This window comes from Nitrospira sp. M1, from assembly GCF_965152605.1.
Window position 1 is genome coordinate 3219770 of record NZ_OZ224217.1, and the last position, 24942, is coordinate 3244711.

The 24942-nt window shown below is 48.2% G+C and carries 21 protein-coding genes; 3 read left to right on the forward strand and 18 right to left on the reverse strand.

All coding sequences use genetic code 11. The annotated features are described in order from the left end of the window. Window positions 1-173: 173 nt before the first annotated feature. On the forward strand, window positions 174-566 hold the full coding sequence (locus ACWHX8_RS14570; RefSeq protein WP_447968857.1) for a hypothetical protein: 393 nt from the start codon (window positions 174-176) through the stop codon (window positions 564-566). A gap of 54 nt (window positions 567-620) precedes the next feature. Here the strand turns inward: ACWHX8_RS14570 and ACWHX8_RS14575 are convergent, their stop codons facing one another. The 18 genes from ACWHX8_RS14575 to ACWHX8_RS14660 all read right to left on the reverse strand — a co-directional run bounded on the left by ACWHX8_RS14575 (window position 621) and on the right by ACWHX8_RS14660 (window position 23071). Then, window positions 621-2102, reverse strand: a complete 1482-nt coding sequence (locus ACWHX8_RS14575) for an NADH-quinone oxidoreductase subunit N (protein ID WP_447968858.1) — start codon at window positions 2100-2102, stop codon at window positions 621-623. Further along, window positions 2099-3679, reverse strand: a complete 1581-nt coding sequence (locus ACWHX8_RS14580) for an NADH-quinone oxidoreductase subunit M (RefSeq protein ID WP_447968859.1) — start codon at window positions 3677-3679, stop codon at window positions 2099-2101. The genes ACWHX8_RS14575 and ACWHX8_RS14580 overlap by 4 nt, the downstream gene beginning before the upstream one ends. Before the next feature lie 100 nt (window positions 3680-3779). Next, window positions 3780-5675 carry an NADH-quinone oxidoreductase subunit L gene (gene nuoL / locus ACWHX8_RS14585; protein WP_447968860.1) on the reverse strand — a complete coding sequence of 632 codons (1896 nt, stop codon included), beginning with the start codon at window positions 5673-5675 and terminating at the stop codon, window positions 3780-3782. A gap of 4 nt (window positions 5676-5679) precedes the next feature. Further along, the gene (gene nuoK, locus ACWHX8_RS14590) at window positions 5680-5985 is read right to left on the reverse strand and encodes an NADH-quinone oxidoreductase subunit NuoK (RefSeq protein ID WP_447968861.1); all 306 of its coding nucleotides are present in this window, start codon (window positions 5983-5985) and stop codon (window positions 5680-5682) included. After that, a complete protein-coding gene (locus tag ACWHX8_RS14595; protein WP_447968862.1) occupies window positions 5982-6500 on the reverse strand; it encodes an NADH-quinone oxidoreductase subunit J family protein in 519 nt (172 codons plus the stop codon). Before ACWHX8_RS14595 ends, nuoK begins: the two co-directional genes overlap by 4 nt. Window positions 6501-6636: 136 nt before the next feature. Then, entirely contained in the window at window positions 6637-7176 is a 540-nt protein-coding gene (nuoI, locus tag ACWHX8_RS14600) for an NADH-quinone oxidoreductase subunit NuoI (protein WP_447968863.1), read from the reverse strand. An 18-nt stretch (window positions 7177-7194) separates the two neighbouring features. Beyond that, window positions 7195-8256 carry an NADH-quinone oxidoreductase subunit NuoH gene (nuoH, locus tag ACWHX8_RS14605; RefSeq protein ID WP_447968864.1) on the reverse strand — a complete coding sequence of 354 codons (1062 nt, stop codon included), beginning with the start codon at window positions 8254-8256 and terminating at the stop codon, window positions 7195-7197. 69 nt (window positions 8257-8325) lie between these two features. Further along, window positions 8326-10995 (reverse strand): NADH-quinone oxidoreductase subunit NuoG, encoded by a 2670-nt coding sequence (gene nuoG / locus ACWHX8_RS14610; RefSeq protein WP_447968865.1) that lies wholly within the window; start codon window positions 10993-10995, stop codon window positions 8326-8328. Window positions 10996-11004: 9 nt separating this feature from the next. Continuing rightward, the gene (gene nuoF / locus ACWHX8_RS14615; protein WP_447968866.1) at window positions 11005-12318 is read right to left on the reverse strand and encodes an NADH-quinone oxidoreductase subunit NuoF; all 1314 of its coding nucleotides are present in this window, start codon (window positions 12316-12318) and stop codon (window positions 11005-11007) included. 116 nt (window positions 12319-12434) lie between these two features. After that, window positions 12435-12956 carry an NADH-quinone oxidoreductase subunit NuoE gene (gene nuoE / locus ACWHX8_RS14620; RefSeq protein WP_447968867.1) on the reverse strand — a complete coding sequence of 174 codons (522 nt, stop codon included), beginning with the start codon at window positions 12954-12956 and terminating at the stop codon, window positions 12435-12437. A 110-nt stretch (window positions 12957-13066) separates the two neighbouring features. Continuing rightward, entirely contained in the window at window positions 13067-14818 is a 1752-nt protein-coding gene (nuoD, locus tag ACWHX8_RS14625) for an NADH dehydrogenase (quinone) subunit D (RefSeq protein WP_447968868.1), read from the reverse strand. 92 nt (window positions 14819-14910) lie between these two features. Next, entirely contained in the window at window positions 14911-15390 is a 480-nt protein-coding gene (locus ACWHX8_RS14630) for an NADH-quinone oxidoreductase subunit B (RefSeq protein WP_447968869.1), read from the reverse strand. Window positions 15391-15543: 153 nt separating this feature from the next. After that, window positions 15544-15915, reverse strand: a complete 372-nt coding sequence (locus ACWHX8_RS14635; protein ID WP_447968870.1) for an NADH-quinone oxidoreductase subunit A — start codon at window positions 15913-15915, stop codon at window positions 15544-15546. 124 nt (window positions 15916-16039) lie between these two features. Then, the gene (locus tag ACWHX8_RS14640) at window positions 16040-17266 is read right to left on the reverse strand and encodes a class I SAM-dependent methyltransferase (protein WP_447968871.1); all 1227 of its coding nucleotides are present in this window, start codon (window positions 17264-17266) and stop codon (window positions 16040-16042) included. Window positions 17267-17564: 298 nt separating this feature from the next. Next, entirely contained in the window at window positions 17565-19145 is a 1581-nt protein-coding gene (gene aepX, locus ACWHX8_RS14645) for a phosphoenolpyruvate mutase (protein WP_447971920.1), read from the reverse strand. A gap of 247 nt (window positions 19146-19392) precedes the next feature. Then, a complete protein-coding gene (secA, locus tag ACWHX8_RS14650; RefSeq protein ID WP_447968872.1) occupies window positions 19393-22107 on the reverse strand; it encodes a preprotein translocase subunit SecA in 2715 nt (904 codons plus the stop codon). A 151-nt stretch (window positions 22108-22258) separates the two neighbouring features. Further along, window positions 22259-22465 (reverse strand): hypothetical protein, encoded by a 207-nt coding sequence (locus ACWHX8_RS14655; protein WP_447968873.1) that lies wholly within the window; start codon window positions 22463-22465, stop codon window positions 22259-22261. A gap of 219 nt (window positions 22466-22684) precedes the next feature. Then, on the reverse strand, window positions 22685-23071 hold the full coding sequence (locus tag ACWHX8_RS14660; protein ID WP_447968874.1) for a hypothetical protein: 387 nt from the start codon (window positions 23069-23071) through the stop codon (window positions 22685-22687). A gap of 271 nt (window positions 23072-23342) precedes the next feature. Between ACWHX8_RS14660 and ACWHX8_RS14665 the strand changes: the two genes are divergently transcribed. Both ACWHX8_RS14665 and ACWHX8_RS14670 read left to right on the forward strand, forming a co-directional pair. Beyond that, complete coding sequence (locus ACWHX8_RS14665; protein ID WP_447968875.1) at window positions 23343-24029, forward strand: PEP-CTERM sorting domain-containing protein; 687 nt, start codon at window positions 23343-23345, stop codon at window positions 24027-24029. Between the two features lie 253 nt (window positions 24030-24282). Next, window positions 24283-24876, forward strand: a complete 594-nt coding sequence (locus tag ACWHX8_RS14670; protein WP_447968876.1) for an energy transducer TonB — start codon at window positions 24283-24285, stop codon at window positions 24874-24876. Window positions 24877-24942 lie beyond the last annotated feature (66 nt).

Here is a 24942-nt window from a genome sequence, read left to right on the forward strand (position 1 = left end):
CTGCCACAATAAAGAATATAGCGAAACCAAATAACTTCCACCCGAATGTACATCATGTACACAACGCAACAACACACGTTGTACAGACGGAAGTAAATTGGAACGACTATAACAATACGACTGGTTCGCAGACCTTTTGTCTCGACTCAATTTACGACCACGGGAGATCAATTATGACAGGACTCTACAAACTTGCCTTACTCGGCATCCTCACAAGTACTCTCGCCTATGGATGTTCAAGAACAGCTCACACGGTACATTCAGACCAAGAAAGTCTTGGGAAAGGCATTGTGGTCGGATCATTGGCTGAACAACAAAAACAACAGCATATGATGACATCTTGGCCCTCTGCGTTTACCGTCATGGGGCAAGTCACCAAAATTGAGGGCGCAGCCTATCTTCTCACGGACAACGCCGGAGACTCCATACGTCTCCCGGTGGATCAAGAAACGATGATTGATCGACCCGCTCATGTAGGCGACTGGCTCAAAGCCTATGTCGACAGCCACGGTCGAGCGCTACAGATAAGAAATATTGATGAAGAAATGATGGTGGTTGAATTTTAAGGTCATACGGCATTCTCCAAAGAATCAGACGGAGAGCGAGCCGTGTCGAGTCGGTTAGGGAAATGTAATCACGGCAGAAGTCGTCACGGAAACCAATGGTCCTGGGAATATTCCAAGGAAGACAACTCCGGCAAGTGCACAGGCAAGCACCACAGAAGTGGTAGGAGAAAATGCCAGGCGAGTGTCATGCTCTTGAGCCGCTGAGGGTTCCCGCATATACATGACCATCACCACACGAAGATAGTAAAAGGCGGAAATAGCCGCAAAAATCAGCCCAATGATCGCGAGCCATGCCAACCCAGCATTTACCGCTGCCATAAAAAGATAAAATTTCCCCATGAACCCGGCTGTCGGTGGAATTCCGGCCAGCGAAACCATAAATACCATCATAAGAAAGGCCGCGCCCTTATGCCGTTTAGCAAGACCGGAAAAGTCATCAAGCTCTTCGCCCTCTAATCCCCCACGCCGCAATAGCCCGATAATCGCAAATGCCCCCATGGTCATAAACGAATAAATGGCTAAATACAGCATGATGCTGGACACGCCACGAGAAGCGATGGGATCTCCATTGGCCACGGAGCCAGCCACCACAATACCGATTAAGGCATAGCCGGCATGCGCAATACTGGAATAGGCCAGCATCCGTTTCAGATTTGTCTGGACAATCGCGACAAGATTCCCCAAGACGATTGTCACTAAACAAATCAGTAAAATGAGACCTTGCCAATTCGGCTTCACACCGCCAAACCCCTCAAGTAAGACTCGGAGAAAGGCCGCGAAGCTGGCAGCCTTGGAGGCTACGGCCATAAAAGCGGTGACTGAGGTCGGTGCGCCTTGATAGACATCTGGAGTCCACATATGAAATGGCACTGCCGAGACTTTAAATCCAAACCCGACGATCAAGAGCATCGTCGCGATGAGCACCAAGGGATCATCAAATCCGCGAGCATTCACAGCCTGCGCGATGTCTGTCAGTTTCGTGCTCCCGGACACGCCATATAGGAGGGAGATGCCGTACAAAAGAATTCCTGAGGAAAATGACCCAAGAATAAAGTATTTCGCTGATGATTCAATAGATTTCGCATCAAACCGTTTAAATCCGGCCATGATGTACAGCGCGATCGACATGAGTTCAATGCCTAAATAAATCGTCAACAGATCGGCACCTGAAACCATGATCATCATCCCGGCAAGTGAGAGCAGGATGAAGCCATAATATTCAGCAAGATCGATTTTCTCTTCTTTTAAATAGGTCATCGAGAAAAGAATCGTCAGCCCACTAATGACATACAGCAAGAGCTTCCAAAAAGCCGCATATGGATCAATGACCACTAAATCGCTAAAAACCAGCACTCGATGATGTAAATCGCCAATCGTGAGTACAAAGCACACGACAAGAGCCCCCAGACTCATCCAAGCCAACAGATCTTTCTTCGAGGACGGAGTGATCGGATCGAGCACGAGCAAGAGGCATGCGGCTCCAACAATCACGAGTTCCGGTAATATCGCCCCGAGATCTATCAGTGAAGGGATCATGGAGTGTGACTCATTGAGGTGGTAAATGGTTCTAGACGAGGACGTGTACTCAACAACCCGTCCCGCGAATCACGCGTGCCTTGATTAACGGTCATCACTTGTGCCTGACGTTGAACCAGACGATCGACGCTGGAGTGCATTACATCCAGCAATGGCTTGGGATAGAGTCCGATCCAGAAGACCAAGACGACTAATGGAACCATCATCCCGAACTCACGCATGTTCAGATCAACGAGTTTTGGCGCCATCTGTTCGGATGGTGTGCCATATACTACCCGCTGCAGCATATAGAGGATGTAGGCGGCTGCTAAAATGACTCCCAACGAGGCAAGCGTCGCGGCAAACTTACTCCACACGAATGCTCCAATGAGCACAAGAAATTCACCAACAAAACTATTCATCCCAGGCAGTCCAACCGAGGAAAGTGCAAAGATGACAAGAAACGTAGCGTATCGCGGCATCGGTGTGGCCAAGCCGGCATTATCAGAAATTTGCCGGCTATGGGTTCGCTCATAAATAATTCCCACACACATAAAGAGCGCACCAGTCGTAATCCCGTGATTCACCATCTGCAGAATAGCGCCTTCGATACCCTGAGCATTGAACGCAAAAATACCCAGCGTCACAAACCCCATATGACTCACGCTGGAATAGGCAATGAGTTTCTTCAGATCTGCCTGAGCAAGCGCCATATATGCCCCATAAATAATCGCAATCACAGACAAGGTCATCATCGCGGGCGTGAACAGTTCTGTGGCATCAGGCAACATGGGAAGGGAAAAACGAAGAAACCCATAGGTTCCCATTTTCAACAAGACACTCGCCAGGATGATACTGCCGGCCGTTGGGGCTTCAACATGGGCATCAGGCAACCACGTATGAAATGGAAACATCGGCACCTTCACAGCAAAAGCCGCAAAAAATGCCCAAAAGAGCAATGCCTGAAGGCTTGGAGCATAGTCAGCCTGACTCAATGACAAAATATCGAATGTGTGACCGCCTTGGAAAAACAACACCAAAATTGCAACCAGGAGGAGAATACTTCCTGCCAGGGTATACAGAAAAAACTTAATAGCCGCATAGACACGGTTCGGGCCACCCCACACGCCAATCAACAGATACATCGGGATAAGCATGGTTTCCCAAAATACATAGAACAACACAAAATCCAACGCGCAAAAGACCCCGATGGTCGCTGTTTCCATGACTAGTAAACTAATCATAAACTCACGAACCCGCGTATGAATCGCCGTCCATGAGACGAGGATACAGAGAGGAGTCAAAAAGGTGGTGAGAAGGACAAGAGGCATACTGATTCCATCAATTCCAACGGAATAATTGATGGGAGGAGAGGCAATCCAAAAGTGCCGCTCGACAAACTGCATCCCCGCATTGGCATTATCGAATAAAACCCAGAGTGGCAACGACGCAAGGAAGATCAAACCCGAAAAGGCTAGTGCGACCTGTCTTGCAGCAGATTCTTTGGCAAGAAGAATTGCCCCCACTCCGACGATAGGTAAAAAAATCACCAATGTCAGCCATGGGAACCCGCCAGATGGCATCACCATATCAGTCATAGGATTCTTAAAAAGAACAAGTGAAAAGTAAAAAGTGAAATACGTGCTCTTGTCATATTCTTAAATTTTTCATTTTGCAATTTTCACTTTGCATTGTCTGTTAGTAAAAAAGATATACTCCTAGAATGGTGACCGCCCCAACAGTCATAGCCAACGCATAATTTTGCGCTTCCCCGCTTTGGAGTAATCGGCCCATCCAGCCAACCCACGCCACACCACGAGCGATCCCATTGACCGCACCATCTATCACAGCAACATCCACACGTTTCCACATCTGATCGGCAACACGGAATGTCGGAGTCACAATGGACGTATCATAAGCTTCATCCACATACCACTTGTGTAAAGAAAGTTGGTAAAGAGATTGCCACTGGGTCGCCAGCCGTTCTGGAAGCCCAGGCGATTTGACATAGACGAAATATGCAGCGGCGATCCCTGTGAGTCCAAGAATGGTTGCGGCAATCATGATACCCGTTGCCGCCATGCCATGATGATGATCACCTCCACTTCCAGGAAACACCGGCTGCAGAAATTCCGGAATGCCAATGTAACCAGCGAGTATGCTCAACGCCGCAAGAATCACAAGCGGATAGGTCATCGTGTTGGACGGTTCATGAATATGATCGGCATGATGAGGGTCGACTCGTGATTCCCCCCAAAAGGTTACAAAGACTAAACGAAAGCTATAAAATGCTGTCATCATAGCCGTCAGCAACCCTAAAACCGTGAGGACCTTTCCTAAATCTCCAGACATCCAGGCTACCAACAACAGTTCATCTTTACTGAAAAACCCAGAGGTCAACGGAAATCCGGCCAACGCTAATGAGCCAATGACAAATGTCCAATAGGTAATGGGCAACTTATCTTTTAACCCACCCATCCGCCGCATATCCTGCTCATGATGTAACGCAATGATCACGGAACCACAGCCCAAAAAGAGCAACGCCTTAAACGCACCATGCGTCAACAAATGATAAATGCCTTGCACATAACCACCCAGGCCACATGCCATAATCATGTACCCGAGTTGGCTCATCGTCGAATAGGCCACCACTCGCTTGATATCAGTTTGCGTAAGGGCAATCGTTGCACCAACAACCATGGTCAATCCACCGACAATCGCCACAACATCCATCGCCACTGGCGATAAGTTATACAGGGGCGACAATCGTGCCACCATAAAGACTCCTGCCGTCACCATCGTCGCGGCATGGATCAATGCCGAGATGGGCGTCGGCCCTTCCATCGCATCCGGCAGCCACACATGCAGTGGAACCTGGGCAGATTTCCCGATGGCTCCGACAAAGAGCAAGAGACAAATTAACGTGAGGGCTGAAACTTCCCAGTTGCCTCCGACAGAGCCAAGTACATTCACCGTGGCATTGGCCATCTTTGGAGCCGCGTCAAACACTGGCAGGTATGCCAAGCTCCCGAACATGACAAAGACCAATAAAATCCCAAGCAGGAAGCCAAAGTCACCGACACGGTTCACCACAAACGCTTTCGTCGCTGCGGCTCTGGCAGATTGCCGTTCGTACCAGTGACCGATCAACAAATATGAACACAGCCCCACCGCTTCCCAAAATACGAACAACTGCAGAAAGTTATCCGACATCACAAGCATCAGCATCGAAAATGTAAAGAGCGCGATATTGCTAAAGAATCGATCGTACGCCAGTTCCCCGTGCATATAGCCAATGGTGTAGACATGCACAAGAGAACTGACAATCGTCACCAACAGCAGCATGACCACCGTCAATTGATCGAGATAGAGACCCAGCTCAATGCGAAGGTCGCCTGATGTGGCCCATGTATAGAGTGGAATGTGAAGAATATTGCCATTCGCGACTTCCGAAAACGCCACGAGAGACAAGACGAAGGAACACAGCACGGCCGGAACGGCAATAAAGTGACTTCGGCCTTTGAAATGCTGGCCAAAGAGCCCAATACTGACAAACGCCAAGAGTGGGAGAAGAGGAATTAAGACGTAGAGCATTGACTTACCACTTCAACAACCGGAAGTCGTCAACATTAATACTCGGAGTATGACGGTATAAGGCAATAATGATCGCGAGCCCGACCGCGACTTCAGCCGCGGCAACAGTCAACGCAAAAAAGACAAACACTTGACCAGACAAATTCCCCAGGTACGCGGAAAAAGCAACAAAATTAATATTTGTTGCATTGAGCATTAACTCAATGGATAACAAAATAATAATGATATTACGACGCGTCAACACACCGACTAAGCCAATCAGAAAGATCAACCCACTCAAGACGACGTAGTAGCTAATAGGAACAGTCATGAGGATTTTTGATCTAACAAACCTTTTTTCGAGAGAATGACAGCCCCGACCATCGCGACAAGCAAAATCAATGAGGCGACTTCAAACGGAAAGAGATAGGTTGAATACAATACCTGCCCAATCGATTCAGTATTTCCCGTCACATCCCCAACAGGCTCGACTGAGGCAGAAGCCGGAAAGACGGGGCCTTTGCTCTGAAACACTAATAAGATGGCTTCGGTCAGCAGCGTCACGCCTAAAAATGCAGCAATGAAAGACTGCCGATGTAACCGAACTTCTCGTTTAATATTAAGAAGCATCACCACAAAGAGATACAACACAAGAATCGCTCCGGCATACACGATGATTTGGATCGCGGCTAGAAACTCTGCATGGAGCGTGACGTACAGCCCTGCCACATGAAAAAACATGACGAGAAGAGACAAGACACTATAAATAGGATTCCGAAGCACAACCACGAGCGTCGCTGTTAGGACAATGATTCCCGCGAAGTAAAAAAATATGAGACTATCCATATGTCAATGAATTCCAAATACAGCTGAGACTATTTTTTCGTTAACACCGTTCAGCAAACCCTGGCGTACGACGACACTTCCACGTGCCAATTGGCAAAGCCCTGCCTCTGGCGTATCACGCCGGAAGAAAAAGTAATTAACTCTCCTTTTGTGGAAGACTTTGGAATGCCACATTGAAATGGGCAACATTGGGATGCTGAAATTCGATGCGTTTTTCACGTACAGGGAAGGCTCGATCCCCGATCGCTAATAACTGTTGCTTATCCAAGTGGAGGTTCCGCTTATCGTACACGGCCCATTCGAATTCACGCGTCATGCCCAGCGCATCAACGGGGCAGGCTTGCACACAGAGACCACAAAACAAACACCGCGTCATATCCATATAGTATTCTTTAGAATAGCGTTTGGTGGGCTCTCCCGGCACTTCTGCGCTGACCACTCGAATGACCCGTGAAGGACACGCCGCCTCACACAAATCACATCCCACACATTTTTCCGTTTCGTCATCATATTTCAATAACGCGAGCATGCCGCGATAGTTCTCAGGAAGCGGCTTTTTCTCGTGAGGGTATTGAATCGTAATCGGCTTATACCGAAGGAGATGCGACATTGTAGTCTTCATACCTAACAACAGTTCATAAAACGTGAGCGTCTTGATCCATTCTTTTAATTTCATATGAAACTCACTTTTTGATTACGAACCCGGAAACATATAGGCAAAAATGGACGTCACAACAATATTGCCAATCGCGATAGGCAATAACACCTTCCACCCAAACCGCATCAACTGGTCATAGCGCAATCGCGGCAATGTGGCACGAATCCAAAAGAAGAAAAACAAAAAGGCATAGACTTTCAAGGTGAACCAAAAAATTCCGGTTATCCAAACCATCGACCCCGACCCTTGAAGAATCGGCAATGGCGCCTGCCAGCCACCGAAAAAGAGAACCGAGGCGACACAAGATACCAAGATCATGTTGGCGTATTCGGCCAAGAAGAAAAAGGCGAAACGCATGCCGCTGTATTCCGTAAAGAACCCGGCCACCAACTCGCTTTCCGCTTCAGGCAAATCAAATGGCACCCGATTGGTTTCTGCCACAGCCGAAATAATAAACACGACAAAGGCAATGGCTTGCGGGAAAGGTAACGCGAAGAAAAACCAATTCCAGAATCCCCCAGATTGGGCTTCGGTAATTTCGACCATACTGAGTGACCCGGTAAGCAACAACACTCCGACAATCGAAAGACCAACATTCAGCTCATAACTAATGAGCTGAGCCGCCGACCGCAAACCACCCAATAATGAATACTTACTGTTCGACGACCAGCCACCCAAAATAATTCCGTAGGCACCAATAGACGTAAATGCCAAGATGTACAAAATACCGATATTGATATCGCTGATCGCAAACGGTTTGAATTCAACGCCAAAAAAATCAACGGTCCAATTTGGCCCGAAAGGAATGACGGCAAAACCGATCAACGCAGGGACTAATGACAGCACTGGCGCCATCATAAACATCATCCGATTGGCACCCGCAGGAATAATGTCCTCCTTAAAGAACAGTTTCAGCCCATCAGCTACGGGCTGCAAAATACCGTACGGCCCGACTTCCATTGGCCCCATACGATCTTGCATCCAACTCAACACCTTCCGTTCCAGAAGCGTAAGGATTGCCACAGTCAACAACACAATGCCCATCACCGCGGCGATTTGGGTCACCGTAAGCGCGAATTTTATGCCGAAGTCAAACACGAGGTTTCTCCAAAATTTAAGAAAGAATAACTATGCGACACTTCAACAGGCGCATACCTATCACAAATATTAGGAGACATTGCCCACAGTCACGAACGTACATTTATAATACGGTACTTGTGTATGCTCATCTATGGATACAACCAGCAACTGTCGGATGTCTTCATCGAAATGCTCCGGGAAAAACAACACCCCCGCTGGAAGACGATCAAGCAATTTGACTGTTGTGGTGACCTGCCCTTGTGCATTCGAGACACGGACATGTGAACCACAGGCAATCCCCAACCTCTCCGCATCCTCAGGGTTCATATTCAAAACTCCATGATCTTGAATACGAAGCAACCCTTTCGCACGAGTCGAAAACTTTCCTGAATGAAAGAGTGATTGCCCAACATTCAGGACAAACATATGTGGATCATGAGGACCCGAGAGCTGATAACGCGTATGAACATCTTGCCGATAGCCTTCTTGAAGATAGTGCGAAATTGTCTCAGGACACACAGTTGGCGGTAGCGGCGAGGGGCCAAGCGTTCGAGTACCAGGAATCACATTTCGCATTTCCTTCCCAACAGCTTTCACGCTCTCATATTCGAGCGGACTTTCCATCAAGGCAGAGAGCGCAGACAGAATTTCCCAATCCGGTCGACTGTCACCAAGCGGATCAATTGCCTTCCTCACAGCTTGCGTGTGCCCCTCGGTATTCGTAAACGTGCCATCTTTTTCAGCATAGGAGCAGGCAGGCAACACCACATCCGCTAATTGTGCAGTTTCCGTCAAAAACAGTTCCTGACAGACAAGGAACTCAAGATTTGCTAACGCCTCTTTCACACCAACAGTTGTCGGAAGTGAGGCAACCGGGTTTTCCCCAATCACCATCATGGCTTTCAATTGTCCGCTTTTAGCTCCGGCCAGCATATCCATAAGTGAGAGGCCAGCGCTCGATGGCAAAGAGCATCCCCAAGTGGTTTCAAGAATGTGACGAGCCTCTTGGGAGGCCACATCAAGAGCTCCAGGCAACAACTCGGCTACAGCGCCCATCTCCACAGCCCCTTGATCGTTATTTTCTTCAGCCAACGGACCAAGTCCGCAGCCTGCTCGACTCACTTTCCCCGTCAAGATCAGTAAATCTAAGAGATTTACCGTCACACCACACCCACCCTGACTTCGGAGAACACCCTGACCAACGAGGACCACCGCACGATCAGCATTGGTAAATGCCTTTACCGCCTCATTAAACGCAGTAGACGTCAGGCCTGTGCGAGCTTCAATGTCACTCCAGGAAATCGCACCAAGACGTTCCTTGACGCTCAGAACATACTCTTTCGCCTGTACCAACAGCTCAGCATCGACAAGATCGCCCTCAATCACCGCCTTCAGTAGGCCGATCACCCCTGTTCCAAATTGATCTGGCGAAACAGGTAAATGATGCGTAGACAACAAGGCAATATTACTAATTACCCCGATTGCAGGGCGTAGGGCTTCCACGGTGATCAAGTCCGCCCCATGTTTCTTAACGGCTTCTTTGACCTTCAACGCCGTGATGGGATTAGTCTCTGTGATATTCGTCCCAACAAGAAGAACCGCATTCGCCGCAAGAATATCTTCGTAGCTGACTGTCCAACGATGCGTTCCCTGAACCTGCCGAAGCGCCTGGACACCGTTCATATGTCCAAAACGAGCACTGCTATCGAGATTGTTCGTGCCGATCACGACCCGCATGAATTTTTGAAACAGATACAAATCTTCATTGGTACAACGAGAAGCCATCAACCCGCCTATGGCATCAGGACCACTTTCCGTTTTTATGCGTACGAGGTGTTCCGCAACAACCTCCAGTGCTTCTTCCCATGTGACTTCGACGAATTCGCCATCTCGACGCACAAGTGGAGATTTGAGACGATCTTCATGAACATTGGCATGATAGCCGAAATATCCGCGTGAACAGAGATCCCCGTTATTTCGTCCGGCACCATGAGTAGAATTGACTTCGATGAGATCATCATTTTTCGCCTGAAACGTCATCTGACAACCGTCGCCACAATAGCCACAGATGGATTCCGTCCGTTTCAGCATCCAAGGCCGAAATTCATACATCGAGAGACGACTGGTAATAGCCCCTACCGGACAAATCTGGACACAGCCACCGCAAAATTCGCAATCGAGCTCATGCACGCCAAACGACTGAATTTTTGTCATGGTTCCTCGGCCTGCAGGAGCCAAGGCCCGAACATCCATGACTTGATCGCAATAACGCACACAGCGCAAACACTGCACACAGCGATTCATTTGCGTCTCGATGACGGGACTAAAATACTCTTTTTGAAATACCCGCTTGAGTTCAACAAACTTCGTGCCTGTCGCCGTATATTCGTGAGAAAAGTCCTGCAAGTCACATCGTCCACCCTGATCGCAAACCGGACAATCGAGAGGATGATTGGCCAGAATAAAATCAAGGACCGACTTTCTGGCTTGCGTCACGGTTGAAGACGCCGATGAACGGACGACCATGCCATCTGACACTGGCGTGCTGCATGACGTTTGCAGCCTTGGCATTTTTTCGATTTCAACCAAACACATTCGACAATTGGCATCAGGAGACAGTTTGGGGTGATAGCAGAAATGGGGAATCATCACGCCAACTTGACGGGCCGCTTCAATCACCAGCGTGCCTTTGGGCACCGTCGTCGTCACGTCGTCAATCGTGACCGTCACCATATCTGTTGGTGTGTGTTCGCTCATAAGCAATATCTACACTTGACTCAACACCGGAATTTCCTGTTTGCCGCTTGGCCGCGAGGCCTCAGCTTCTCGAATAAGCTCTTCATATTCAGACCGCCAATGCCGCATGGTACTCACAATCGGTGACACCTCCGCCTCGCCAAACGCACAGACCGTTCGCCCTTCGATGCTTTTACACAGATCCAGCAAGAGATCAAGATCGGACATGCGACCTTCTCGACGCCAAATTCGTTGCATTGTTTGCACGAGCCACGAACTACCCTCCCGGCATGGGGTACATTTCCCGCAAGACTCGTGATAGAAAAATTCCATCAAACGAAGGGCAGCCCAGACCATGCTGGTGCCTTCTTCCATGACCGTAATCCCCCCGGATCCGAGCATCGATCCCGCCTTGGCCACCGACTCAAAATCCATTTTGACATCTAAATGTTCTGGAGTCAGAAACGGTGCGGAGGCCCCGCCAGGAATAAATGCTTTGAGCGGCGTATTCGAACGCATCCCACCGCCTACCTCATAAATCATTTCACGAAACGTCACTCCCATAGGCACTTCATAATTCCCTGGACGTTTGACGTGCCCACTCAGACAGAAGATTCTCGTTCCTGATCCCTTCGGCGGCTCACCGATTGCCGCAAACCACTCGGCTCCACGATTCATAATATGAGGAATATTGGCGAGCGTTTCCACATTATTCACGACCGTTGGCTTTTGATACAGCCCGTGTGTAGCAGGAAATGGCGGTTTGAATCGTGGTTTCCCGCGCTTCCCTTCCAAGGATTCAAGCAACGCCGTTTCCTCTCCACAAATATAGGCACCCGCACCTCGATGAACATAAATGTTGATCGTCTTTCCACTACCCAGAACATCGGAGCCGAGATAACCTGCCTGCTTCGCGTCTTCAATCGCGCGCTCCAAGATCTGCGCGCCCAACCAAAATTCGCCACGAATATAAATGTAGGCCGTTTCCGCACCGATCGTATAACAGGTAATGGCCATGCCTTCCAGCACTTGATGCGGATCACGTTCCATGAGTTGGCGATCCTTAAAGGTCCCAGGCTCACTTTCATCCGCATTACAACATAAGTATTTCGGCCCTGGATGATCTTTGGGAATGAAACTCCATTTCACACCAGTCGGGAACCCGGCTCCACCTCGCCCTCGAAGCCCGGACTGCTTGACGGTCTCAATAATGTCGGCAGGAGCCATTCCACCAAACACTTTTCGCAAGGCTTGGTACCCACCAGTTTGCTCATACTCCTTTAAAGAGCCGGCATATCCCGGTTGCTCCATATTTTTGAACAGAATTTTTTCGTATTGCGCCATACGTATCAGGCTCCGCCTATTAAGACATAAGGCCAAAATGTAAGAGGGGAAATGTTCATAACTAAAGACAGGACATCCTCATGACATTTTTATTTTAAATTTTGCACTTTGATTTTTCACTTTGCCATTTCAGGAAACATAAACGGTCCACTCTTCATCGAAGAAAATCCCTTTTGCTTCAGTTCGTCAAGAATGTGTCCGACTTTTTCTTCAGTCAAGCGTTCATAATAGTCATCATTCACCTGCATCATTGGGCCGGTACCACATGAACCCAAGCATTCCACGACACTCAGTGTAAAGTTTCTGTCTGACGATGTCTGGCCAGGAGTAATCTCTAACTTCTTGTGAATCCATTCCACCACGTTATCAGACCCCACTAACGCACACATCAAGGAACGGCACACCTGTATATGGTACTTACCGATGGGCTTGAGATTGTACATCGAATAGAACGTCACGGTTTCATACACTTGAGAAGGCGTCAGATCCAAGAGTTTGGCGATTTCTTTCATAGCCGGCTCACTCACATACCCCTCTTCCCGTTGCGCAATATACAACAACGGCAACAGTGCCGAACGCTTGACTGGATAGCGTGACAGGAGATCATCGACTTCGTCTGTAAGTTTGTCAAAAATCATGTTGAAATAAATGAAAATTTTAAAATGAAAAGTGAAAAATGAAAGAAGTTAGTTGTGTACTTCGAATTTTAATTTTGCAATTTACACTTTATACGTTGCATTCTCTCTTCTTATCTATCGCATTCACCCATCACAATGTCATAGGTCCCAAAGATCGTAATAATATCTGAAATCAGATATCCGCGGGCCATATGATCGAAGGCCCCCATATGCACAAACGAAGGCGACCGGATTTTCATGCGATACGGCCTTGGACTGCCATCACTGATCAGAAAAAACCCAAGTTCACCTTTCGGCACCTCAGTCGCACAATACGTTTCACCCTTAGGAGGCTTAAATCCCTGCGTAAAGATGATGAAATGATGAATCAAACTCTGCATATCCCGCATGACGTCCGGTTTAGGAGGCGGAATGACTTTGGAATCTTCAGCAATAATCGGCCCTTCCGGAATCTGTTCCAAACATTGCTCGATAATGCGTGCGCTCTGCCGCATTTCTTCAACGCGAATCCAATAGCGATCGTATGTATCGCCATCCTTCCCAACTGGCACTTCCCACTCAACTCGATCATAAACACCATAGGGTTCTAATTTCCGAATATCATAGGCCACGCCAGACCCTCGAAGACTTGGGCCGGTCAGACCAAAATTAATCGCATCTTCACCTGAAATCACGGCGACACCCTTCGTGCGAGCTAACCAAATACGATTAGTCTTGAGCAGCGCATCGTACTCATCAATGTGCGCAGAAAAGGTTTTTAAAAACTCTTTTAACCCGTCAATAATTTCTGGCGTCAGGTCACTATCAACACCACCAAAACGGAAATAGTTTAATGTCAGACGAGCCCCGCACAACTTTTCAAACATATCCAGCAACACTTCACGCTCTCTGAACGTGAAAAAAAACACCGTCATCGCTCCGATATCCAATGCCTGAGTGCCCAGCCAAAAAAGATGCCCCACGATTCGCTGCATCTCAGCCACAATCGTCCGCACATATTCTGCCCGCTCTGGAATCGTAATACCCACTAACTTTTCCACGGCGCGAACGTATGCGTAATTATTGGTCATCGCACACACATAGTCCAACCGATCAGTGTGCGGAAGAATCTGCATGTAATGCAGCCCCTCAGCAAGTTTTTCCACACCACGGTGCAAATACCCAAGATCCGGCACAGCTTTCGTCACACGTTCGCCATCGAGTTCTAACACAACCCGCAGTACACCATGCGTGCTTGGATGTTGCGGTCCCATATTCAACAACATTTCCGTGGTACGCTTTGAATCTTCTGGCGAATCGCCAGCCATGAATTGATGACGTTGATCAGACGGAATCTCTTCTTCCGACCAAACAGTTTCTGGCTCATCCAACCTGGGGATAAAGTCCATTTGGCTCCGCCAGCCCTTTCCTTCTGCTGGAAAATCTTTTCGAAGAGGAAAGCCTTCCTCATAATCCTCCGGCATCAATATCCGACGAAGGTCAGGATGCCCGGAAAATTGAATGCCCATGAGGTCATAGACTTCCCGCTCGAGAAAATTCGCACCCGCCCAGATATCACTGATCGTCACAAGACTCGGCTCGTCCTCAGTCACTCGTACCTTCACACGAATTCTGACCCCATGGGGCAGAGAGAGAAAGTGATAGATCACCTCAAATCGCTCAAGATCATCAGGATAATCTGCCGAACAGATATCGGTCATATGATCAAACGCCATTGCCGGGTCATCGTGAAGAAACTTCGCGACGTCCCCCCACCCGTCACGCAAGACCTGAGCCGACAACTCATGACGCTGCGTATCTTCGTGCACCGATTGAATAATCGATGGAAACTGTTGCTGTAAGGTTTCAAGAACTAGATGCATGATGTCATTCAATCACGTGTATAACACCCCTGGCTACGATCCCAACCCTTCACAGACATGAAGACGGTGGCAATCGACCCGTGGAGATTCACCTATTTAACGAACACCTTCTCTCGCTGAATTTTCTCTTGTAACTTAATCAAGCCATCGAGGAGGGCTTCCGGACGTGGAGGGCAACCAGCAATATAGACATCGACGGGTACAATCTGATCAACGCCTTGGACCACACTATAACTATTATAATGATTACCAGACGTCGCACAGGACCCCATGGAAATGACGTATCGAGGCTCGGCCATTTGGTCATAAATACGACGAATGACCGGAGCCATCTTTCGACAGACGGTACCAGCCACAATCATCAAGTCCGATTGCCGTGGAGAGGCCCGAAACACTCCAGCACCAAACCGATCAATATCATAGCGAGACGACACGGACGCAATCATTTCAATAGCGCAGCAGGCTAATCCAAACGTCATTGGCCATAACGCGGATTTACGTGCCCAACTAATGAAATAATCTAACTGCGTGGTCACAATATTCGGTTCAAGCTGTCGTTCAAGAAAACTCATCAAACTCCATCCGACCGAGAATGTCTCTCGACCACTCGATCACCTCACTATGATTAATACCCTCACGAAGGAATTCCTTAATAAGGGAGTTCTTGTTAGCGGGCTATTTTATCTGTTCACTCCCCTTTTTGGCTAGGCCTAAAGGCCTATATTTCACTCCCAATCTAATGCACCCTTTTTCCAGACATACCAAAATCCTACAACCAAAATGGCAATAAAGAGCCCCATTTCAATCAGCCCCAACAGCCCAAGCTGCTTGAAAGCCACAGCCCAAGGAAACAAAAAGATGATTTCAATATCAAAAATGACAAACAGCATGGCAATAATGTAGTAGCGCATCGGAAATTGAATGCGGGCATCCATGAACAGCGGACTCCCACTTTCATACGGAAGCAACTTCGCGCGGTAAGGCCGATGGGGACGTAAGGCAATGCCCACAAGAAGCGACACTAGGCCAAAGACAGTCCCCAAGACCATAAAAATGACAATAGGGATATAGTTAAATGGGACGGCTTCTCCACCCATGCATGACCTCTCGTGAATCTTTCTATCTTACCGGCACAATTTGCATATTCATGACAATTATCAACAATGCCGACATCTTTCCTCGTATCTCGTCGTTCGTATCTCGGACAAGGAACAATTCGGCTCAAGGTTCTGAGCCGACACCAAGCAAAGCCTTTTCAAAGAAGGGCCGAAATTTGAGACCTGCTAACGTCGGAGGCTCAAGTGCTTTGTGTTGTACCAAAATTTTAAAGGTTTGTCCCATACTGTGAGGCCGTAAAAATTGAATCGCCGACTGCATTTCCTCTGATTCAGGGTCCACATCAGCCAGCATCCTATCGGCTCCAAGTCCGAGAAGAAAGTGCATGAGGTTGGTAAAGCCTGTGACAGACAACCCAACATGAATCCCTTGACTCGCAAGCGCGGAAAAATTCACATGCGCTGTCAGATCCTGCTCTCCAACTCGAACATAGGGATTTGAGGAAGCTGAATGCTTGTGATAGCACAACAACGTGCCATCGTTTCGGGAAACATCGTAATAATCTGACGCCGTATGGCCGTAGTCTATTGTCAGCACAAAGCCGCGTTGAAGCACATGCGCCACATCTGCCATCCAACGCACGGATTCCAAGTGAACTTCAGTGCGATAGCTTTCTGGCCATGTCCGATCATTGCCACCTGCATAGGATTCAATATAGGCGAGAATGTCCGGACTGGAAGGCTCACCCAAGCGTTCGCAAAATTGTCCATCCTGGTAGTCAACAAACACCTCATGCAGTCTCTTGTTGACCATACTGACGCGATGAACAGGCAAGGCATCTACCAGCTCATTTGAAAACACCAGACCATGAACCGAATCATGAGCCAGCGCTGACAATGAGGCATGCCATTCAATCGAGCACCCCTTCTCCATAGAGTCGCGAAGATTCCGCTCTTGGGTTGCTCGCATCACCGGACTCCGTTCGATCAATATGTACGTCAGTCTTGAAGATAGATCAGAGTCATCACCGACGCAGGCCTGCAGGATATCTCGTGCAAGCAACCCTTTCCCCGGCCCCATTTCTACAACCATAAACGGGGTAGGATGACCTAACAGGGCATCCATTTCCTGAATCTGTTTAATGAGACATCGCGCAAGGAGTGGATGGACATCGGATGAAGTATAAAAATCTCCCGTCCAGCCGATACGTGAATCTTCCAGTGACGCATCAGAGGCTTGAGCCCCCACCGTCATATAATACCCGCCGTCTTGATCATAGAGGGCTAACTCCATAAAACGAGCAAAGGTCATTGGCCCCCTCTGTGAAATTTCGTCAATGATTCGTTGAAGAAGAATCGAATGGCAAATCTCTGTCGAGCCAGAACCTGACACAAGTATGCTCCTCGTATACGAATATTTCCTAAAAAATAACGCCGTACGATAAGGGGCAAAGCCTGAGCAAGTCAAGCAAAGACAATGAGTTTACACGGAGGGAATACATTCATGCGTGGAAGGGGCAGCGGTTCTACGAAACTTCAATGTGCAGACAGAGGAAAGATGTGTTCCAGAACGAAAGAATGGGACGCGGTGATAAGAAAAAAATGACCACACTCTCTACAGGAAGACTCAACTCCCGCGTAACCACAACCGAGTCAATCAACCAGGTTCCATTACGAGAATAGGGTATGCATCAAAATTCCATGGCTTCCGATAAGATTTCGAGATCGTCAATATCAAGCCAATGGCCATTGGTATAGACCACGCGGACTTCTTGGCCTTTCTTGATGAGATGTTCAAACAAGTCATTCATTCGAAGTGTATGGAAGTCATCTCGGCGATGTAGGTCTTCTAACGCAGCCTGAACGTGCTTCGCCCCCTCGGCACTACACTTCACGAGCCCGATCCATTCCCCATCCGCTTGATCTGCAGAAAGAAACGGATTCATCTCCAGCAGCCGAACCGACTCCTCGAAATAATCCGTGTCGTACCCTCGTGAACATCGAACAAAATCCGTAAAGCGATTAAGGACATGAGTTCGTATGGGATTCGCGTCCACACTGACCACAATATCGCCAGGCTCATTGAGCAGTCGGAGCAAGATATAGTTCTTAAACAGAATATCCCCGTACGAGACAATGACGGGCCGATCGAAATTGTCTAACGCGGTATACAAGGAGGATAGTTCCTTAGTCTGTTCATACTCTGCATTGATCAGCAATTGGATGTCCGGAACATCAATGGTCTCAGGTTTATACCCGCCCACGACAAGAATGTCGTGAATCCCGACCGCATGAAAATGGTCAGTAAGCCTCTGTAACAATGGTTTCCCTTGAATCGGCAACATGGCCTTAGGCTTCTCATCAGTCAAGGACCCCAAATCCGCCCCTTTTGAGGCGGCCAACACAATGGCTCGTCCATGCTCAGCTTGACGGTTCGGAAGATAGGCATGCTCTGCGGCTTTCAAGGTCTCGGCATCTTGCAAACGAAACACTTCCCGAACCGGGACGATGGCATCTTCCACCGTCATGAGCGACCGCTCAGCATGAATTTTTTTGGCAATATCCTGCATGGCCGAAATACTCGCACGGACTAAGTGATTAGCCCAAATCACCATACTCACCTTAGCCTCTTCGAACACGCTGGTAGGCGTGGCATAGTACATCGTCGGCACAATGACCACCGGACAGGGTTCATGCCATTCCTTCATAAACGACAAAATCTGATCAGGCTTCGACAACTTACTATGAATCAGCACAGCATCAGCTCCTGATCGAGCGTAAGCCTGGGCACGCTTCAGCGTTTCAGTGAGTCCCCAGCCGGCAATAAAGGCTTCAACGCGGGCCACCACGCAAAAATCTGGATCCTGCTGGGTGTCTTTGGCCGCCTTGATCTTGCCGCAAAATTCATCCATATCCGCAAGAGGCTGCTGTTCACCAAGAAAGGAGTTGGTTTTAGGGAATAACTTATCTTCCAGGCATACCGCAGCCACTTGACGCTGTTCGAGTTTCCGCACAAGCCTGCAGACATTGTTGAAATTTCCATACCCCGTATCCGCATCAAGCAGCAAGGGGATCGTCGTGGCATCGCTCATGAATTCCACAACCTCAAGAACTTGCGTCCAACTCGCCTCATTGTTGTCTCTCACCCCTAAGGCTGCCGAAATGCCGAGTCCACTACCCCAAATGCCTTTATGTCCCGATTCCTCTACAATTTTGGCACTGAGACCATTATGGGCTTCGAGCAAAAACTCCAGGCGATTTGATTGCAACATCTGTTTAAATTGCGTGGTCTTTTTCACTCACATCACCTTCCATTGTCGGGGATCACACATCCCGGCACCAACGCTCATGATTTTTACGTACAGTATCAACAATCGACGAACTATCAACATCTGAAAAACTTTTGAGAAGAATCGTGAAAGAAACGAAGGGGACATCAAAACAGAACAGTCACGGATGCCATGTCAGTAGAAAATGGTCTACCTGTACGTTTACTCGTAAAAAGTCACACCGGCCTCATTATTGACCATGGCATTTTTTATATTTTTTCCCACTGCCACATGGACAGGGATCGTTGCGTCCAACTTTCTCCTCTGTGCGAACAACCGTCTTCTGTGCCGGAGCCGAATCTTCTCCCCGATTAAAACTCATCTGCGGCGCAACCGGAGCTTCGGCAATCGGCTCTGGCCGCTCTCCTCTGACCAATTGCACCTTAAATAATCGTTCTAAGGCTTCTCCTTTGATCCGCGCCATCATGCCGGCAAACATATCGTAGCCTTCACGCTTATATTCCGCCAACGGATCTTTCTGCCCGTACCCGCGAAGGCCAATACCATCACGCAATTGATCCATGCCTAACAGATGATCTTTCCATTGCTGATCGATGACTTGCAGCAAGACCATTTTTTCTAAATACCGAAACATCTCCGAGGTGACACCCTGTTCCTCAGCAGAACGTGACTCTTTTTCTTTATATGCCTGTTGAACGTGTTCCCGGACTTCTTCGTTCAAGCCATCCCGTCCCATCTCTTTCAGTTCATCGATACGAAGGAAATCAAGACCAAATTGACCGTGAATCTGCTCCACAAACCCCTCAAGGTCCCATTCTTCGGCATATTGCTCTTCCGGACAGTAGGTATCGATTAAGCCATCAACCGTATCCGAAATCATTTCTTGAATTTCTGAAGACAAATCTTCGGCACCCAACACCATCGCGCGATGTTCATAAATAATCTCACGTTGCTTATTCATCACATCGTCATATTCAAGTAGATGCTTTCTGATTTCAAAATTATGGCCTTCAACTTTCTTTTGAGCATTTTCAATGGACTTACTCACCATCCGATGTTCAATCGGCACCCCCTCTTCCATCCCAAGCTTGAGCATCAGATTTGAGACACGCTCGGATGCAAAAATTCGCATCAGATCATCTTCCAGAGACAAGAAGAACCGTGAGGAGCCAGGATCGCCTTGACGTCCCGCTCGACCGCGAAGCTGATTATCAATACGCCGACTCTCATGCCGTTCAGTACCGACAATATGTACGCCGCCAGCCGCCAGCACCTCGACTTTATTCTCTTCACATTGCCACTTGATTTTTTCGTACGCTTCAGCTTGTTGCTCTTCCGTCAGACCTTCATCTTTATAAATCACCTGCTGTTTAAACAATGCCTCAGGACTTCCACCTAAGAGAATATCCGTTCCACGACCGGCCATGTTCGTGGCCAACGTCACCGCGCCTTTTTGACCGGCCAGGGCAATAATTTCGGCTTCTTTCTCATGAAATTTCGCGTTCAAGACATGATGCGGAATCCCGCGATGCTTCAAGAGCGTCGACAACCGTTCGGACTTTTCAATTGAAATTGTTCCCACAAGGACTGGCTGACCACGATCATGGTATTCCTTGATTTCATCCGCAATGGCATTGAACTTCTCTTTTTCCGTTCGGAAGACAACATCGGCATAGTCCTGCCGAACCATGGGCCGATTGGTGGGAATGACATTGACATCCAAATTATAAATCTTGGCAAACTCCGCGGCCTCAGTATCCGCCGTACCAGTCATGCCACCAAGCTTTTCATACATGCGGAAAAAGTTTTGAAACGTGACGGAAGCCAGGGTCTGATTCTCATTGGCGATCTTCACACCCTCTTTCGCTTCCACAGCTTGATGCAAGCCATCGCTCCAACGACGTCCCGGCATTAATCGTCCGGTAAACTCATCGACAATGATCACTTCGCCGTCTTTGACCACATAGTCCACGTCACGTTTCCACAACACATGAGCCTGCAATGCCTTAATGACATGATGCACGAGACTCAAATGCTTCATATCATAGAGATTATCGACACCGAGTTGTTTTTCGACATTCGCATTCCCATCATCCGTCAGCGTCACCGTCTTGGTTTTTTCTTCTATCGTGTAATCTCGCTCATGCTGTAAATTGGGAATGATGCTGTTGATGCGGTAATACATATCCGTGCTGGCTTCAGCCGGCCCCGAGATAATCAACGGCGTCCGAGCTTCATCGATGAGAATACTGTCGACTTCGTCGACAATCGCAAAGTACGGCTTTCGCTGAACATATTGATTTAAGTCCGTAACCGTCAGGTTATCTCGCAGATAGTCAAAGCCATATTCATTATTGGTTCCATAGGTAATATCAGCTCGATAGGCCTCTCGCCTTTCACAAGGTCGTAAATATTGCAGACGCTTATCAGGGGCATCATAGGTGGCATCGAAGAGAAACGATGCATCATGCTGAATGATGCCAAGCGACAAGCCTAAGCTCGTATAGAGTGGACCCATCCACTGGGCATCGCGTTTCGCCAAGTAATCATTGACCGTGACCAAATGCGTTCCCTTGCCGGCCAGAGCATTGAGATAGATAGGAAGCGTGGCAACAAGCGTTTTGCCTTCACCCGTTCGCATTTCCGCGATTCGTCCTTGATGGAGAACCATGCCGCCCAAGAGCTGGACATCGAAATGCCGCATCCCCAAACGCCGTTTGGACATTTCACGGCAGACGGCAAAGGCCTCTGGCAGAATATCGTCCAACGTTTCGCCGCCTTCTAATCGTTTTTTGAATGTTTGCGTGTTGTCAGCCAGGGCCTCATCCGACAACGGCGTCAGCGTGGACTCCCGCTCATTAATCTTGTCCACAACCGGCTTGAAGGCCTTGAGTTCACGATCGTTTTTGCTTCCAAATAGAATGTTCAGGAGTTGAATAAACATGTTAAGGGATTTACCTAAGAAGATGAGAAAAAACAGACGTTTCCCTCTAGTATACCTGAATAAAGGTAAGAATCAAAAGAAACGAAGTCGGCGGGTGATTCGACAGCAAAAGTTCAGATGAATGGACAGTTGAAAACTGTATTTTGAAAATTCATTTCTTCTTGCCAAAGAAGTCTTCTACCGTAAGAATCACCGTCCCAAGCAAGCAGAATATGATCTCCGGAGCAAGGACGATCGGAATGAAGAAAACCAATCCGAGAGCTATAGCAGTGGCGGTGCGCATTTCTTCAAATTCGGTCAAGAGAAATCCAAATAAGGACAACCCAAGCAAGACAAAAGTTGTAGAATACTTTGCCATTTTCCATATGTAGGTTCCGGTGCTAAAAAAATGGTCAAGAAATATGGCTGCAGGTAGTAGAAACGGAAATATGAACCAGGCAGGAATTACGTTATCGACCACGAGAATGCTCCAAACCATGACACCGCCAAACAGTCAGACCGAGGAGCAATATAAATGCTAAAAGTAGTTCCAACTTCAGCCTCTTTTGGAGCGGTACACAACAGTGTTTCTAGAATCTCAAAACTTCCCCTCAGACTCTTTGCGTTTTTTCTGTTCAAGCGCACGTAGTATCCAGACTGATATCCACCCATAAACAAGGTTTTCGCTACGAAGATAAAAAGCAATAAGAACCCCAGCGACAAAGAGAATTCGAAATGGTTCGGATTTCATGAGGAAGAATGCGAGCGGGATGAGACAAAGCACACCACCAGTCGTGGAGTATTGAAGTATGTTCCAAGAGTGGGCTTCCTTGCTTGCGCAGTAATCCAGAAAGACCGCCGCAGGCAGCAGAAAGAGCGGAATCAACCAATGAGGAATCACCTCCTCAGACCAAAGCTGCCCTCCAACGGTAATTCCAGCAAGAAAAAGAACAACAACTCCTAGAAGCACTCTCAAAAATCTCACGGCAATTCTCCGGAAATTTACGCCACACGCTCATCTTCGACAGATTCTCACGATCCCTTGATGATCGTAGGCTTTCCCTATTAGACACTTCATTTTCTATTCATTTACGCTCTGCTGCTCCACAAACTGTTGCATCTGTTGGTATCAGTAGGCAAAGACTCGTAGAAATACCCGGGTTGCATCAAGTAATTTATACCCGTGACTTGAGCAAACAATACGGCGCAGACATAGACCTTGACCGCCATCACCCTAAGTTGAAAGGAGCTTCATCGTGCAAACATTTCTGACAAAATGGCTATCTTCATTCTGTCTCATCTCATGTACATTCCTTTTCTGCACGACCCCCTTATTTGCGCATGGTATTAGCTTTAAGACAGACTTTAATGATCCCGCGGCCGGACCAGGAATGATCTTGGACCAAAGTTCCATAAGCCCTGCTCGAATTTTTCAATACACAGAAAATAATGTCTACGCCACGGCCATTCGAAACACTGATCCAGAAAGTCATTTTCACCTTTTCGGAGATGGATTAGTCATGGCCGGAGACTCCGAAGGCGTACGATTCACATTTGGCGGACCAAATCCGGCAACCCCATTCGACGCGTTTAGCGTCGACGTCACGGAACTGGGCACTGTTGATACATTGTTCACGCCATTTACAGGTTCAACGGCAGGTCCCTCATCTCTCATTCCCGGCACAGGGTCTTTCACATTTGATCCAAATGCCTGGCACGGCATTTCGTCGTTCACAGCTACGTTTGGCAACGCACTGCCTGGAGAAACAGCCAGCCTTGTCTTAACAAATTTGAATGTCCATCAGGCCGAATCTACTCCAAATCCAAACCCCGTACCTGAACCTGGAACACTGGGCCTATTCGGCATTGGACTCCTCGGTCTCGGGCTGATGCGTTATCGAAGGCAATCGACTGATAGAGTGAGTGGTCAGGGTTTAAGCTGATTCACATTCTAGACCGCTTTTCAATGAGAAGAGGGCCGGCAGGATTTTCCTATACAGCCGGCCCTCGCATTCGATTGAGGATGTGAGAGCACATTCAGCGAATGAAGAGCCTGTACGGTTTCTTGACACCCTGAAAATACCTTCCATAAGATGGTGAAATCCTCCAAATACTGAACGAGCACACAACTGCAACACGCATCAGTATACGGAGCCACATCAACGTGTCGTTCAACACCAACTCACCGCATATGCCATGACACAGCAATCACTGAAAACCATCGGGATTTTAAGCATTGCCCTGCTGACATCATGCCTTACTGGAGTTTCAATTGGGTTAACGCAAATAGCTGACCATACCGACGTCGACACACTCGATATGATCGAGGTTCCGGGCACAGCCGTCGTTCGAACCCCTCGAACCCTCGAATTTCCCGTACCGGACCTCACGTCGTTTCACCCCATACTGACAGTCGACCCTGTGTTCCGTGTTCCGGACTCTCCCATTATCGACCGAGCCAGACCACGACCATCCCCCGCTCTTGATCCTATAGGGCAGATGCGCGGAATACGCACACCCGTGAAACCCATCAAAGCCCAGCGGCCGCCCTACCCGCGCTTTGCAAGAGAACAGGGATGGGAAGGCATCACAATCCTTCGAATTTCAATTGAATCTGATGGAAGCGTGACCTCGGCTAAAACGCAAAAAAGTTCAGGATATCCCATTTTAGACGAAAGCGCCGTCCAAACTGTCACACAATGGATATTTGCCCCGGCCAAAAACGGAGAATTCGATGTTGCCTCAACCGTCGACCTGCCAATACGCTTTGACTTGGATCAACCCAATTAAAATTATGCGATCAGCCCCCAAACCAATTAGGAGCCAGCACCGCCCTATCTTCAACCTTCATGGGTG

Coding starts and splice junctions, on each gene's coding strand:
- ACWHX8_RS14595 (WP_447968862.1), bottom strand. CDS start 6,500: ATGGATAGTCTCATATTTTTTTACTTCGCGGGAATCATTGTCCTAACA.
- ACWHX8_RS14635 (WP_447968870.1), bottom strand. CDS start 15,915: ATGGGTGGAGAAGCCGTCCCATTTAACTATATCCCTATTGTCATTTTT.
- ACWHX8_RS14670 (WP_447968876.1), top strand. CDS start 24,283: ATGACACAGCAATCACTGAAAACCATCGGGATTTTAAGCATTGCCCTG.
- nuoI (WP_447968863.1), bottom strand. CDS start 7,176: ATGAAATTAAAAGAATGGATCAAGACGCTCACGTTTTATGAACTGTTG.
- nuoK (WP_447968861.1), bottom strand. CDS start 5,985: ATGACTGTTCCTATTAGCTACTACGTCGTCTTGAGTGGGTTGATCTTT.
- ACWHX8_RS14630 (WP_447968869.1), bottom strand. CDS start 15,390: ATGAGTTTTCTTGAACGACAGCTTGAACCGAATATTGTGACCACGCAG.
- ACWHX8_RS14655 (WP_447968873.1), bottom strand. CDS start 22,465: ATGGCAAAGTATTCTACAACTTTTGTCTTGCTTGGGTTGTCCTTATTT.
- nuoL (WP_447968860.1), bottom strand. CDS start 5,675: ATGCTCTACGTCTTAATTCCTCTTCTCCCACTCTTGGCGTTTGTCAGT.
- nuoD (WP_447968868.1), bottom strand. CDS start 14,818: ATGCATCTAGTTCTTGAAACCTTACAGCAACAGTTTCCATCGATTATT.
- nuoE (WP_447968867.1), bottom strand. CDS start 12,956: ATGATTTTTGACAAACTTACAGACGAAGTCGATGATCTCCTGTCACGC.
- secA (WP_447968872.1), bottom strand. CDS start 22,107: ATGTTTATTCAACTCCTGAACATTCTATTTGGAAGCAAAAACGATCGT.
- nuoG (WP_447968865.1), bottom strand. CDS start 10,995: ATGAGCGAACACACACCAACAGATATGGTGACGGTCACGATTGACGAC.
- nuoF (WP_447968866.1), bottom strand. CDS start 12,318: ATGGCGCAATACGAAAAAATTCTGTTCAAAAATATGGAGCAACCGGGA.
- ACWHX8_RS14575 (WP_447968858.1), bottom strand. CDS start 2,102: ATGATCCCTTCACTGATAGATCTCGGGGCGATATTACCGGAACTCGTG.
- aepX (WP_447971920.1), bottom strand. CDS start 19,145: ATGTTGCAATCAAATCGCCTGGAGTTTTTGCTCGAAGCCCATAATGGT.
- ACWHX8_RS14570 (WP_447968857.1), top strand. CDS start 174: ATGACAGGACTCTACAAACTTGCCTTACTCGGCATCCTCACAAGTACT.
- ACWHX8_RS14580 (WP_447968859.1), bottom strand. CDS start 3,679: ATGACTGATATGGTGATGCCATCTGGCGGGTTCCCATGGCTGACATTG.